Consider the following 12133-nt stretch of genomic DNA (forward strand, 5'->3'; position numbering starts at 1 on the left):
GGTCGGCTTCAGACCCCGCCGCGGCAGCCGAGAAGAAGACCGCAGAAGCGCATGGCGGCTACACTAACCACACCGCAAGTCCTCAGACAACCTGACAGGTGAAACTCATGCCGCTCGGCTCCCTCCGCCCGACCCCCCTGGTGGAACAGGCCATCGCGCAGCTCCGCGAGCAGATCACCGGCGGCCACTGGCCCGTCGGCAGCAAGATCCCGGGCGAGACGACCCTCGCCAAGACGCTCGGCGTGGGCCGCTCCACCGTCCGCGAGGCGCTGCGCGCCCTCTCCGAGGCGGGGCTGCTGAGGGCCCGCCAGGGCTCCGGCGTCTTCGTCCTCGCCACCGAGCCCGAGGAGGACTGGCCGACCCGGCTGCGCCGGGCGGAGATCACCGATGTGTACGAGGTCAGGATGCTGGTCGAGGTCCAGGCCGCCCGCCTGGCCGCCGAGCGCCGCACCCCGGACGACGTCACCGCGCTCCGTGCGGCGATGCGGGCGCGCCGGGCGGCCGTGCCGGGGGCGGACGCGGCGTTCGTGGACGCGGACATCGACCTGCACGCCGTGGTGGTCGACGCCGCGCACAACCCCGTCCTGGGCTCGCTGTTCGCCGAGTTCCGGCCGGTGCTGCGGGCCGGGCTGATCGACATGGTCGAACTGACGGGGCTGCGCGAGGAGGACCGGGGCTGCGGGGAGGCGGGACACGAGGAGCTCGTCGAGGCCGTGGTGCGCGGGGACGCGGACGCGGCCGGGCGTGCCCTCCAGGCGGAACTGGCGGGCACACAGGCACGGCTCCGCGCGCTCTAGGCGCTCAGGTCCCGCCGCAGGTGGGCCGCCGTGAACGAACCCTGATGCTTCATCAGGTCCAGGGGCGTCCCCTCGAAGACGATCTCACCGCCGTGCTTGCCGCCGTCCGGGCCCAGGTCGATCACCCAGTCCGCGCGCTTGACCACATCCAGGTTGTGCTCGACGCAGATCACCGAGTTCCCCGCGTCGACCAGCCGGTCCAGGAGGGCGACCAGGGTGTCGACGTCCGCCATGTGCAGCCCGGTCGTCGGCTCGTCCAGCACGTACACGCTGCCCGTGCGGTGCAGTTGCGTCGCCAGCTTGATGCGCTGCCGCTCGCCGCCGGACAGCGAGCTGAGCGGCTGCCCGAGCGAGAGGTACCCGAGCCCGACCTCGTGCAGCGTGTCCAGCTTCCGTACCACCGAGGCATCTTCGAAGAACGTCCGCGCCCGGTCCACCGGCATCTCCAGCACGTCCACGATCGACCTGCCGCCGAGCCGGTGCTCCAGCACCTCCGCGTCGAACCGCCGCCCCTCGCACCGCGGACACACCGTCGTCACCGGGTCCATGAAGGCGAGGTCGGTCGACAGGACCCCGCGTCCTGCGCAATTGCCGCACGCGCCGGTGGAGTTGAAAGAGAAGAGCGCCGCGCTCACCCCGTTCTCCTGCGCGAACAGCCGGCGGATCGTGTCCATGATGCCGACGTACGTCGCCGGGGTGGACCGGGACGACACCCCGATCGCCCCCTGGTCGATGACGACCGCCTCCGGGTGCCCGGCCGTGAACACCTCCGACACCAGGGTCGACTTCCCCGAACCCGCCACGCCCGTCACCACCGTCAGCACGCCGGTCGGGAACGCGGTGTCGACCCCCTTGAGGTTGTGCAGCTCGGCCCCGGTGACCGGCAGCCACCCGGCGGGGGAGCGGAACGTCTCCTTCAGCGGGGTCCGCCGCCGCAGGCACCTGCCCGTCAGTGTGTCCGCCTCCCGCAGCCCGGCCACCGGCCCCTCGAAGACCACCAGCCCGCCGTCGACGCCCGCACCCGGACCGATGTCCACGACGTGGTCGGCGACCGCGATCACGTCCGGGTCGTGCTCGACGACCAGGACGGTGTTGCCCTTGTCCCGCAGCCGCACCAGCAGGTCGTTGAGCCGGCCCACGTCGCGCGGATGCAGCCCCACGCTCGGCTCGTCGAAGATGTACGTCAGCCCGGTCAGCGAGCTCCCCAGGTGCCGCACCATCTTGAGCCGCTGCCCCTCGCCGCCGGACAGCGTCGTGGTCTCCCTGTCCAGGCTCAGATAGCCGAGCCCGATCCCCACCAGCCGCTCCAGCCGCTCCCGGGCGGCCGCCGCGATCGGCGCGGCCACCGGGTCGTCGATCCGGGCCAGCACGTCCACCAGGTCCGCGACCTCCATCGACACGTAGTCCCGCACGGACAACCCGTCGATCCGGGACTTCAGCGCGGCCTCGTTCAGCCGCGCCCCTTCGCATGCCCCGCACACGCCCTCGACCGTCAAGGCGTCGGCCGCCTCGCGCGAGGCGGCGGACAACGACCCGGTGTCCCGCTTGAGGAAGAGCCGCTCGAAACGGTTGACCAGGCCCTCGGAGTCCATCTCGAACGTGCCGGTCCTCGTCCGCACCGATACCTTGGCGCCGTCCGCGCCCCGCACCCCGTACAACAGGCGTTCCCGCTCCTCGCGGGTGTAGGCGTGCAGCGGTTTGTCGGGGTCGAAGAAGTCGTTGTGCGCGTACAGCTTCCACTGCCAGCTGCCGACCGAGGAGCCGGGCACCCGCAGCGCGCCCTCGTTCAGCGACTTCGACCAGTCGACCGCCCGGTCCAGGTCCAGGCGCACGGTCTTGCCGACGCCGTCGCAGGCCGGGCACATGCCGCTCGGGTCGTTGAAGGAGTAGGCGGTCGCGGGCCCGGCACTGGGGACCCCGTACCGCGAGAACAGCACCCGGACGATCGAGTAGATGTCGGTCATCGTGCCGACCGTCGAGCGGACGTTGCCGCCGATCGGCTTCTGATTGACGACGATCGCCACCGACAGGTCGTCGATCGCGTCCACCAACGGCCGCTCGTACTTCGGCAGCCGGTTGCGGATGAACCAGGTGAAGGTCTCGTTGAGCTGGCGCTGGGACTCCACGGCGATCGTGTCGAAGACGACGGAGGACTTGCCGGAGCCGGAGACGCCGGTGAAGACGACGATCTTTCCTTTGGGGAGGGCGAGGGAGACGTCCCGGAGGTTGTTCTCCCGCGCCCCTGTGACCACGATGTTCGATGCCATGGCAGCGACGCTAGGAGCTATACCGGACACCTTCTGTCGGGTATGACCGCCGATTCCGTCTCCGCGTCCGCGCCGCCTCCGACGACGGAGCCCGGCCCTGTGCGCCGGGGCTCTCGCGCTCTCACTCCGCCACCGCGGCCTCCTCCTCGTCCGCCGGCTCCGGCCCGTCCGCCGGCTCCGCCCCCAGGTGCAGCCGCCGGGTGATCCCGATCGACTCCAGGAACGGTTCGTCGTGGCTCGCCACGATCAGCGCGCCCTCGTACGCCCGCAGCGCCTCCGTCAACTGCCGCACGCTCGCCAGGTCGAGGTTGTTCGTCGGCTCGTCCAGCATCAGCAACTGCGGTGCCGGATCGGCCAGCAGCAGGGCCGCCAGCGTCGCCCGGAAGCGCTCGCCGCCGGACAGCGTGCCGACCGCCTGGTCCGCCTTCGCGCCCTTGAACAGGAAGCGGGCGAGCCGCGCCCTGATCAGGTTGTTCGTCGCGTTCGGCGCCAGCAGGGCCACGTTCTGCGCGACGCTCAGCGTGTCGTCCAGCACGTCGAGCCGCTGCGGCAGGAACCGGGTCGTGACCAGCTTCTCCACCTCGCCCGACACCGGCTCCAACTGCCCCGCGATCGTGCGCAGCAGGGTCGTCTTGCCTGCCCCGTTGCGCCCGGTCAGCGCCACCCGCTCGGGGCCGCGCAGCTCGAACTCACCGGGCAGGCCCGCCCCGTACGGCATCTCCAGTTCCCGTACGCGCAGGACTCCGCGCCCCGGGTGAACCGTCGTGTACGGCAGTTCGATCCGGATCTCGGCGTCCTCGCGCACCAACTCCTCCGCCTCGCCCAGCCGTTCGCGCGCCTCCTTCAGCTTCTCGGTGTGCATGATCCTGTGCTTGCCGGCCGACTCCTGGGCCGACCGCTTGCGCAGGCCCATCACGATCTTCGGTTCGCGTTTCTGGTCGTACATCTTCTGCCCGTACCGCTTGCGGCGGGCCAGCTTGACCTGGGCGTCGGCCAGTTCGCGCTTCTGCTTCTGCACGTCGGCCTCGGCGACGCGCACCATGCGCTCCGCCGCCTCCTGCTCCACGGCGAGCGCCTCCTCGTACTGCGAGAAGGTGCCTCCGTACCAGCGGACCTCGCCGTCGCGCAGATCGGCGATCTGGTCGACGCGCTCCAGCAGCTCCCGGTCGTGGCTGACCACGACGAGGACGCCCGACCAGGCGGACACGGCGTCGTACAGCCGCTGCCGGGCGTACCGGTCGAGGTTGTTCGTCGGCTCGTCGAGCAGCAGCACGTCGGGCCGGCGCAGCAGCAGGGCGGCCAGGCGCAGCAGGACGGACTCGCCGCCCGAGACCTCGCCGATGGTGCGGTCCAGGCCGATGTGGCCGAGGCCGAGGCCGTCAAGGGTGGCGCGGGCGCGCTCCTCGACGTCCCAGTCGTCGCCGACGGCGTCGAAGTTGGCCTCGCTCGCGTCACCGGCCTCGATGGCGTGCAGCGCGGCCCGCTTCCCGGCGATCTCCAGGGCCGCGTCGACCCTGAGCCCGGTGTCGAGCACCAGGTTCTGCGGCAGGTAGCCGATGCTTCCGGCGGCCTTGACCTTGCCGCCGGTCGGGCTGAGCTCCCCGGCGAGGAGTTTCAGCAGGGTGGACTTGCCCGACCCGTTGACGCCGACGAGACCGGTGCGGCCGGGGCCGACGGCGATCTGGAAGTCGTCGAAGACGGGAGTGCCGTCGGGCCAGGCGAAGACCAGGCCGGTGGCGGTCAGCGACGCGCTCTGCGGCTGCGCGGGCGAGGGGTGGGTGGACAAAAGGGCCTCCAGGTTGCGGTGGGTGGTGCGGAGCAACTGGTGGAGACACCGGCAGGACGCGAAGACCTCGGATCGGGGGCCATGGCGCAGCAAGGGCTCAGGAAATCCCAAGAGGTCTCAAGAGATCACGAACTGCGGAGAGAGGCCCTGAAGCGGAGCTGACGGCTCGAACGCCGAGGTCGCACGCGGCACGCGGAGGATCGCAGACCACTCATGGGTGGCTGCCTCGCGGCACGGTGTCCCAGACCTCAGACGAGCAACGTCCTTCTCCGTTCGACGACAACAGGGCGAAACGAACGGTACGCCCGCCCCTCGGCGGACGCAAACGGTTAACAGGGTGCTTCTTGCGGCGAACGGCATGACCACGCGGTCCCTCACCTGCTGAGGAGCTGTGCCAGATCCTGGTCCACGTCGAGATGGAGGTGCTCGGACCCGGTCGGCACCAGCTCCTGCGTCTGCTGCAGGAAGCGCCGCAGCTCGGCCGTGCGGATGTGCACCATGGCCACGCCCTCCGTGGCGTGCAGTTCCAGCACGGTCCGCCCGTAGCCGTACGGGCGCAGTTGTACGTCGCCGACACCGGCCGGCTCGTCGAGCCCGGCGGCCAGCAGTTCCCGCGCGAAGATCCACACCACCTCGACACCCTCCAGCGTCGCCGGGGACGGGAAGGTCATGTGCACGGCAAACGGGTCGGCGCGGTGGTAGCTGAGCGTCGCGGGGACGTTCTCCAGCTGTGGCGCGGAAGAAATCAGACGGGCCTGTACGGCCTGCTCAATGACGGTGGACAAGGCCAGCACCTCTCATGCTCGGTGGATGCGTCCTGCCGTCCGAAAAGACGCCGGAACGCGCGAATCCGTGCACACGAACCAGGCGTGACCTGCATCACCCACACCGGCTCTGCCTGATCACGTCGTGCCGCAGACACCTGCGTGGTCGCAATACGGCTGGTTCCCGCTGGCACCGCAGCCACACAGCATCACCCGTGTCTCGTCGTGGGGACCCTGTGAATCGACCACCCCCAGATCTCCCCTGACGAACAACTGCCCCAACCCGTCGCGGGTGATCACCGCGGGGTGCTCGGCCGCCTCGGGCGGCCCGTTCCGCAGCCGGTACCGCAGCGCCCCGCCCGGACACCGCCGGATCGCCTCGGCGACCTGCTCGGGGGCCGCCGCGTCCGGCGTGCCCCAGGGACGCTTCCGCAGGTCGAAGACCTCCGGCAGCCCGCGCACGCACTCGGCGGCGTGCAGACAGCGGCCGGGCCGGAAGGTGACGTCCACCTGCTCGCCCCGGTACTCCTTCTCGACCGGCTGCGCACGCTCGCCCCGGTGCTCCCGCTCCTGCGGCGTCCGTTCGCCCACGGGTCGCGCGCCTCCTCGGTCCGCGACCGAGCTGCGGCTCTGGTAGAGCAGGTCCGCGTACTCCGGACGGCGCCGGAGCCGGCCCGCGGAGAAGGGGCGGACGGCCGCACGCGAAGCCCCTCGGCCCGTGCCGCGTCCAGCGACGCCCGGGCGAGCGCGCCGCCGACGCCCCGGCCCTCGTGGGCGGGCTCGACCTCGGTGTGCACGAAGGCGATCGGTTCGGGCGTACGGAGGTACTGCGCGATGCCCGCGAGCTCCTCCGCGCCGTCGACCCGGGCCCCGTACCGCCCGGACTCCGGGGCGTCCACCACGTCGACCGCTGTGCCATCGCCTCCTCGGCTCCGCATCCACCACAGGAACGGCCGCCCCGGCCCGCACTCTGGACGACGGCAGTCCGGTGGGCTAGCTTCCAGCGCCATGAGGGGTATGGGGAAGACGAGACGCATGATGGCCGTGGGACTGAGCGCGGCGGCGGTGGCCGCGGCACTGGGCTCCGTTCCCGCGCAGGCCGCACCGCCGGCCCCGGCGGACCGGGCGCAGTCGCCCGCCGGGTGGCGGCTGGGGGACACGGGCGTGACGGACGTACGGTTCCGGGGCCTGGCCGCGGTGGACCGGCGCACGGCGTGGGTGGCGGGCTCCAAGGGCACCGTGCTGCGCACCGCCGACGGGGGCCGTAGCTGGCGCGACGTCTCTCCGCCGGGGGCGGGCGAGCTGGAGTTCCGGGACATCGAGGCGTTCGACGGGCGGCGCGCGGTGGTGCTCGCGATCGGCGAGGGGGAGGCCTCGCGGACGTACCGCACCGAGGACGGCGGGCGCACCTGGACGGAGACCTTCCGCAACCCCGACCCGAAGGCCTTCTACGACTGCCTCACCTTCTTCGACAGCCGCAACGGGCTGGCGATGAGCGACCCGGTCGACGGCAAGTACCGCATCCTGTCGACCGCCGACGGCGGCAGGTCCTGGAAGGTCCTGCCGAACAAGGGCATGCCGGAGGCCCTGCCGGGCGAGGCGGGCTTCGCGGCGTCGGGCCAGTGCCTGGTGAACAACGGCCCGCGGGACGTGTGGCTGGCCACCGGCGGGGGCCCGCGCGGCCGGGTGCTGCACTCCGCCGACCGGGGCCTGACCTGGAAGGCCGCGGAGGTGTCCATTCCGGCGGGGGACCCGGCGCGCGGCGTCTTCGGACTGGCCTTCCGCGACCGCGAGCACGGGATCGCGGTCGGCGGCGACTACCGGGCCGGCCAGCCGTCGCCGCGGGCTGCCGCGCTCACCGGGGACGGCGGACGCACGTGGAAGGCGTCCGCGGTGCCGCCGGCCGAGTACCGCTCGGGGGTCGCCTGGCTGCCGCACTCGCGCGCGGTCGCGCTGGCGGTGGGGCCGACGGGCACGGACGTCACGCTCAACGCGGGGCGGTCGTGGCGGAAGATCGACGCCGGTTCCTTCGACACGGTGTCGTGCACGGCGGACTTCGGGTGCTGGGCGTCGGGGGAGAAGGGGAGGGTCGCCCGGCTGGAGTTCTGACCGGGTGACGGGCCTGGGGGCGGTGTGGGGCGGGGCGGGTTTCCCCCTCCCCGCCCCTTCCCGTAACCCTACGGGGCCCGGGTTTTCGTGCGGGTGCGCGGTGGCCGGCCGCGCCCGCGCGGCGGAGCCGCACCTCGACGCAGCCCCGCGCCCTCAGAGGCACGGGGAACCGCGCGAGCAACCCGCCACAAGCCGCGCGACGAGCGCCTGGGGGCCTAGGCGACCGGGGCCTGCCGGTAGGCCTCCAGCCCCGGCGCCGTCTTCGTCGCCACGAACTCCGTGATGCGGTACGCGCACACCCCGCCCGTCACGAACGGGTCCGCCGCCGCGACGGCCTCGACGTCGGCCCGTGACGGCGCCACCGCGAGAATCACCCCGCCGTCCCTCGGCTGCTTGCGCCCCGACGCGAGGAAGACCCCCGCCTCGTACTGCGCGTCCAGCCACGCCACGTGATCGGTCATCAGCGCGTCCACCTGCTCGACGGGTGCGGTGTAGGTCAATTCGAGTACGAACATGATCGCCACCCTACCGAGGCCCGTTGTCAGACCCCCCTCCTACAGTGGCGAGCACGATGAACCAGCACTCGACGCCACCCGACGAAGCCACCGCCCGCTCCCTCCAGGACACCCTCCGCACCCGCGTCGTCCTCGACGAGACCGGACCGGCCCCCGGCACCGGCCACGTCACGGGCGTCGACGTGGCGTACGACGACGAGCGCGACATCGTCGTGGCCGCCGCCGTGGTGCTCGACGCGGCGACGCTCACGGTGGTCGAGGAGGCCACGGCCACGGGCCGCGTGACGTTCCCGTACGTGCCGGGACTGCTGGCGTTCCGCGAGGTCCCGACGGTCCTGGCGGCCCTGGAGCGCCTCACCGCCGACCCGGGCCTCGTCGTCTGCGACGGGTACGGGCTGGCGCATCCGCGCCGCTTCGGTCTGGCCAGCCACCTCGGCGTGCTGACGGGCCTGCCCACCCTGGGCGTCGCGAAGAACCCGTTCACCTTCCACCACGAACCACCCGGCCCCGCCCGCGGCGACTTCTCCCCGCTGCTCGACGCCGACGACGGCACGGAGGTCGGCCGTGCCCTGCGCACCCAACCCGGGGTGAAGCCGGTGTTCGTCTCCGTCGGCCACCGGATCTCCCTGGACAACGCCTGCGCGCACACGCTCCGGCTGGCCGCCTCCTACCGCCAGCCGGAGACCACCCGCCATGCGGACTCCCTGTGCAGACGCGCCCTGTCCGAAGCAACAGGCGTGTAACTGAGTACTTCTACGGATGTTGAAATCGAATTCCCGGGACAGGGTCATCACCATGAGCATCAGCACGAGCGCACCCACCGCCCCCGCCGCCGCCGAGTACTTCGAGTCCGTCACCGTCCACCGGGCCGGACACAAGCTGGCGGTGACCATGTTCGTCGGCCTGCTGGCCATGCTGGGCTGGACCGGCGGCATGATCTACACGATCTCCGGCTGGATATCCGGGCACTGACCGCGCACCGCCCACCCCGAACCGTGCGCGCGCCCGCCCCGGGCCGGCCCGCGACGCCCCCGCCCTACCGCACCGCCGCCACCCGGAACCGGATCCCGACCGCCCGCAGCCGTTCCACCAGCGCGTCACCCATCGCCGCCGCCGGTGTCACCTGCCCGGCAGTCCCCGGCAGTTCGTCGAAGGCCAGCGACAGCGCCGCCTCCGCGAGGATCTTCGCCGTCTCCCCGTACCCGGGGTCGCCACCCGACACCTCCGTGTAGACCCGCCGCCCGCCGCCCTCGCCGACGAAGCGCACGGTGAACCAGCTCCTGGCCCGCAGCTCCGCGTCCGGCCCGGTCCCCGGCGCGACCAGCGAGCCCAGCCACCGCCGCGCCGCCGGCACCTGCGCCAGCGCGAGAACCGAGCCCACCGCCGCCGCGCCGCCCACCGCGACCGGCAGCCACTTCACCGCCGCGAAGTGCCGGTAGCGGAAGTCGGGACCGTACCGCTCCAGCGTTGACGCCGACCGCTCCACCACCTGTGCGTCGATCGTCGGCAGCGGCAGCGCCCACATCCCCAGTTCACCGCTGCGGTGCGGCGCCCCGAACGAGGCGCGCGCCCGCCGCCCGCCCTCGGGCCGTGGTTCCGCCGCGCGCCGCTCCCGTGCCGCGCGCAGCATCTGGCGTCCGCGCCCCATGGCCTCCAGTGCGGAAGCGAACGTACCCCCGGAGAAGCGCGCGTTGGTGCGCACGTAACCGTCCACCCGCAGCGGAACCCCCTCCGGGAGCTGCCGCACGGTGAAGTACGCGCCCAGGTCGTGGGGTACGGAGTCGAAACCGCAGGAGTGCACCAGCCGGGCCCCGCTGCGCCGGGCCACCGCGTCGTACCCCAGGTACATCCGGTCCACGAACTCCGGCTCGCCCGTCAGGTCCAGATAGTCGGTGCCCGCCTCCGCGCAGGCCGCCACCAGGGCCTCCCCGTACCTGAGGTAGGGGCCGACCGTCGTGGCCAGCACCCGCGTGCTGCGCGCGAGTTCGCGCAAGCCGGCCGCGTCCGCCGAGTCGGCCTGGACCAGCGGCACGTCCGCGCAGGCGGGACGGGTCTTCGCCAACCGCTCCCGCAACCGTTCCAGCTTCGTCAGGCTGCGGCCCGCGAGGGCCCAACGGCAGTCGGCGGGTGCGTGCTCGGCCAGGTGGGCGGCGGTGAGCTCGCCCACGAAGCCGCTCGCTCCGAACAGCACGATGTCGTACGGACGCGGCATGCCGCTCCTCCAGGGGTTCGGGTGCAGGTGTCCAGCAGGCTAAGCGCTCGCTTGGCCAAAGTGGGCGAAGGGCTTGTGCAGAGTGGAACACGTTCTTAGCATCACTGCTGTTACATCAGTTGTGTCACAGTGCTGGGGGCTCGATGGCAGGAACAGCAGGCACGCGTCGCACACCCGCCCGGGGGCCGCTCGCCGGGGTGCGGGTGGTCGAACTGGCGGGCATCGGTCCGGGCCCGTTCGCCGCGATGTGCCTCGCCGACCTCGGTGCGGACGTCGTACGGGTGGACCGGCCCGGCGGCGCGGGGCTCGGCGTCGATCCGGCGCAGGACCTCACCAACCGGGGGAAGCGCTCCGTGCTCGTCGATCTGAAGGACCCGGCGGGAAGCGCCCAGGTCCTCGACCTCGTCGAGCGCGCCGACATCCTGATCGAGGGCTACCGCCCCGGCGTCGCCGAGCGCCTCGGTGTCGGCCCCGACGCCTGCCTCACCCGCAATCCGAAGCTCGTGTACGGGCGGATGACCGGCTGGGGGCAGGAGGGCCCGCTCGCCCGGCGCGCCGGGCACGACATCTCCTACCTCGCCACGACCGGCACCCTCGGCATGATCGGCAGGGTCGGTGAGCCCCCGGCCGTCCCCGCCAACCTGGTCGGCGACTACGCGGGCGGCTCCCTCTACCTCGTCATCGGCGTCCTCGCCGCCCTCCAGCACGCCCGCACTCCCGCGGGGACGGGGCAGGTCGTGGACGCGGCGATCGTGGACGGCGCGAGCCATCTGGCCACCATGCTGCACGGGATGCTCGCGGCCGGCGGTTGGCAGGACCGGCGCGGGGCGAACCTGCTCGACGGGGGCTGCCCGTTCTACGGCACGTACGAGACCTCCGACGGCCAGTACATGGCGGTCGGGGCCCTGGAACCGCGCTTCTACGCGGAGTTCACCCGCCTGCTGGGCATCGCCGAGCACGCACCCGACCGCGCCGACCTCGCCCGGTGGGGGGAGCTGCGCGAGGTCATCGCCGCCCGCTTCGCGGAACGTACGCGCGAGGAGTGGACCGAGGTCTTCGCGGCCTCCGACGCCTGCGTCGCCCCGGTGCTGTCCATGCGCGAGGCCCCGCACCACCCCCACCTCGCCGCCCGCGCCACCTATGTCGAGCACGGCGGCGTCACCCAGCCCGCCCCCGCGCCCCGCTTCTCCGTCACCCCGGGCGCGATCGCCCGGGGGCCCGCGCTGCCCGGGGCCGACACGGCCGAGGTGGCCGCCGACTGGGACGTACCGAACCTGCTGGAAGGGTGAGATCCGCCGATGGAGACCTCCGTCCCGTCGGGCTGCGCGGGCGGCCCCCGCGAGGGCCGCGGCCGGGTCGCGGCCCCGGAGCCCGCGGGGCCCGCCGCCGTCCGGGCCGCCGAGGCGCCCGGCTTCGCCTCGCCCACGGTCAGGCGCTGCCCCGCCGCCCGCACCCCCGCATGCGGATCGGCGCGGGCGTCCTCGACGTCCGCTCCCGCACCCCCGCCCCCGTCGCCCGGACCGGCGGCCGGGCACTACTCGGCCCCGGCGCGTCGGGGCCCTCCGCGCGGCGGGCGTCACCGTGCTCCACGTCATTCCGGTCGGACCCGAGCCCGCGCAGCTCGTCGAGACCGTCAAGAACTGGCTCTGACCTGCTACAACTGGCTCCAGGGGACTGGTATCC

Annotated in this window: 11 protein-coding genes and 1 pseudogene; 5 read left to right on the forward strand and 7 right to left on the reverse strand. The window is 72.8% G+C overall.

Going from position 1 to position 12133, the window contains the following annotated elements; genetic code table 11:
- Positions 1-107: 107 nt before the first annotated feature.
- Positions 108-797, forward strand: coding sequence for a FadR/GntR family transcriptional regulator (locus ACZ56L_RS03750; RefSeq protein ID WP_401759290.1), 690 nt, complete (start codon positions 108-110; stop codon positions 795-797).
- Here the strand turns inward: ACZ56L_RS03750 and ACZ56L_RS03755 are convergent.
- From ACZ56L_RS03755 to ACZ56L_RS03775, 5 genes and pseudogenes are all read right to left on the reverse strand, one after another.
- Positions 794-3064, reverse strand: coding sequence for an ATP-binding cassette domain-containing protein (locus ACZ56L_RS03755; protein ID WP_471061154.1), 2271 nt, complete (start codon positions 3062-3064; stop codon positions 794-796). The genes ACZ56L_RS03750 and ACZ56L_RS03755 overlap by 4 nt on opposite strands.
- A gap of 121 nt (positions 3065-3185) precedes the next feature.
- Positions 3186-4850, reverse strand: coding sequence for an ABC-F family ATP-binding cassette domain-containing protein (locus ACZ56L_RS03760; RefSeq protein ID WP_380837775.1), 1665 nt, complete (start codon positions 4848-4850; stop codon positions 3186-3188).
- Between the two features lie 374 nt (positions 4851-5224).
- Positions 5225-5635 carry a spore wall synthesis regulator SsgD gene (gene ssgD / locus ACZ56L_RS03765; protein WP_471061157.1) on the reverse strand — a complete coding sequence of 137 codons (411 nt, stop codon included), beginning with the start codon at positions 5633-5635 and terminating at the stop codon, positions 5225-5227.
- A gap of 117 nt (positions 5636-5752) precedes the next feature.
- Complete coding sequence (locus tag ACZ56L_RS03770; protein ID WP_471061688.1) at positions 5753-6205, reverse strand: (4Fe-4S)-binding protein; 453 nt, start codon at positions 6203-6205, stop codon at positions 5753-5755.
- An 18-nt stretch (positions 6206-6223) separates the two neighbouring features.
- Positions 6224-6552 (reverse strand): annotated as a pseudogene (locus tag ACZ56L_RS03775) (GNAT family N-acetyltransferase); the annotation flags it as partial.
- 70 nt (positions 6553-6622) lie between these two features.
- On the opposite strand from ACZ56L_RS03775, the gene ACZ56L_RS03780 reads away from it, so the two are divergent.
- Complete coding sequence (locus ACZ56L_RS03780) at positions 6623-7723, forward strand: WD40/YVTN/BNR-like repeat-containing protein (protein WP_471061160.1); 1101 nt, start codon at positions 6623-6625, stop codon at positions 7721-7723.
- 215 nt (positions 7724-7938) lie between these two features.
- On the opposite strand, the gene ACZ56L_RS03785 is transcribed toward ACZ56L_RS03780, so the two are convergent.
- Positions 7939-8238, reverse strand: a complete 300-nt coding sequence (locus ACZ56L_RS03785; RefSeq protein WP_345218608.1) for a YciI family protein — start codon at positions 8236-8238, stop codon at positions 7939-7941.
- Positions 8239-8294: 56 nt separating this feature from the next.
- Between ACZ56L_RS03785 and ACZ56L_RS03790 the strand changes: the two genes are divergently transcribed.
- Together ACZ56L_RS03790 and mmpA are read left to right on the forward strand one after the other, a co-directional pair.
- A complete protein-coding gene (locus ACZ56L_RS03790) occupies positions 8295-8981 on the forward strand; it encodes an endonuclease V (RefSeq protein ID WP_471061163.1) in 687 nt (228 codons plus the stop codon).
- A gap of 52 nt (positions 8982-9033) precedes the next feature.
- A complete protein-coding gene (gene mmpA, locus ACZ56L_RS03795; protein ID WP_345218610.1) occupies positions 9034-9210 on the forward strand; it encodes a morphogenic membrane protein MmpA in 177 nt (58 codons plus the stop codon).
- Between the two features lie 64 nt (positions 9211-9274).
- Here mmpA and ACZ56L_RS03800 read toward each other — a convergent pair whose 3' ends face one another.
- Positions 9275-10450 (reverse strand): saccharopine dehydrogenase family protein, encoded by a 1176-nt coding sequence (locus tag ACZ56L_RS03800; RefSeq protein WP_468684585.1) that lies wholly within the window; start codon positions 10448-10450, stop codon positions 9275-9277.
- Positions 10451-10593: 143 nt separating this feature from the next.
- Here ACZ56L_RS03800 and ACZ56L_RS03805 point away from each other — a divergent pair, with 143 nt between their 5' ends.
- Positions 10594-11739, forward strand: coding sequence for a CaiB/BaiF CoA transferase family protein (locus ACZ56L_RS03805; protein WP_471061166.1), 1146 nt, complete (start codon positions 10594-10596; stop codon positions 11737-11739).
- Positions 11740-12133 lie beyond the last annotated feature (394 nt).

Source organism: Streptomyces sp. NPDC039736 (genome assembly GCF_055596485.1).

What these genes read in the sequence shown, in the direction of transcription:
- ACZ56L_RS03800 (WP_468684585.1), bottom strand. Translation starts at nt 10,450, where the DNA reads ATGCCGCGTCCGTACGACATCGTGCTGTTCGGAGCGAGCGGCTTCGTG.
- ACZ56L_RS03755 (WP_471061154.1), bottom strand. Translation starts at nt 3,064, where the DNA reads ATGGCATCGAACATCGTGGTCACAGGGGCGCGGGAGAACAACCTCCGG.
- ACZ56L_RS03780 (WP_471061160.1), top strand. Translation starts at nt 6,623, where the DNA reads ATGAGGGGTATGGGGAAGACGAGACGCATGATGGCCGTGGGACTGAGC.
- ACZ56L_RS03785 (WP_345218608.1), bottom strand. Translation starts at nt 8,238, where the DNA reads ATGTTCGTACTCGAATTGACCTACACCGCACCCGTCGAGCAGGTGGAC.
- mmpA (WP_345218610.1), top strand. Translation starts at nt 9,034, where the DNA reads ATGAGCATCAGCACGAGCGCACCCACCGCCCCCGCCGCCGCCGAGTAC.
- ACZ56L_RS03805 (WP_471061166.1), top strand. Translation starts at nt 10,594, where the DNA reads ATGGCAGGAACAGCAGGCACGCGTCGCACACCCGCCCGGGGGCCGCTC.
- ACZ56L_RS03750 (WP_401759290.1), top strand. Translation starts at nt 108, where the DNA reads ATGCCGCTCGGCTCCCTCCGCCCGACCCCCCTGGTGGAACAGGCCATC.
- ACZ56L_RS03790 (WP_471061163.1), top strand. Translation starts at nt 8,295, where the DNA reads ATGAACCAGCACTCGACGCCACCCGACGAAGCCACCGCCCGCTCCCTC.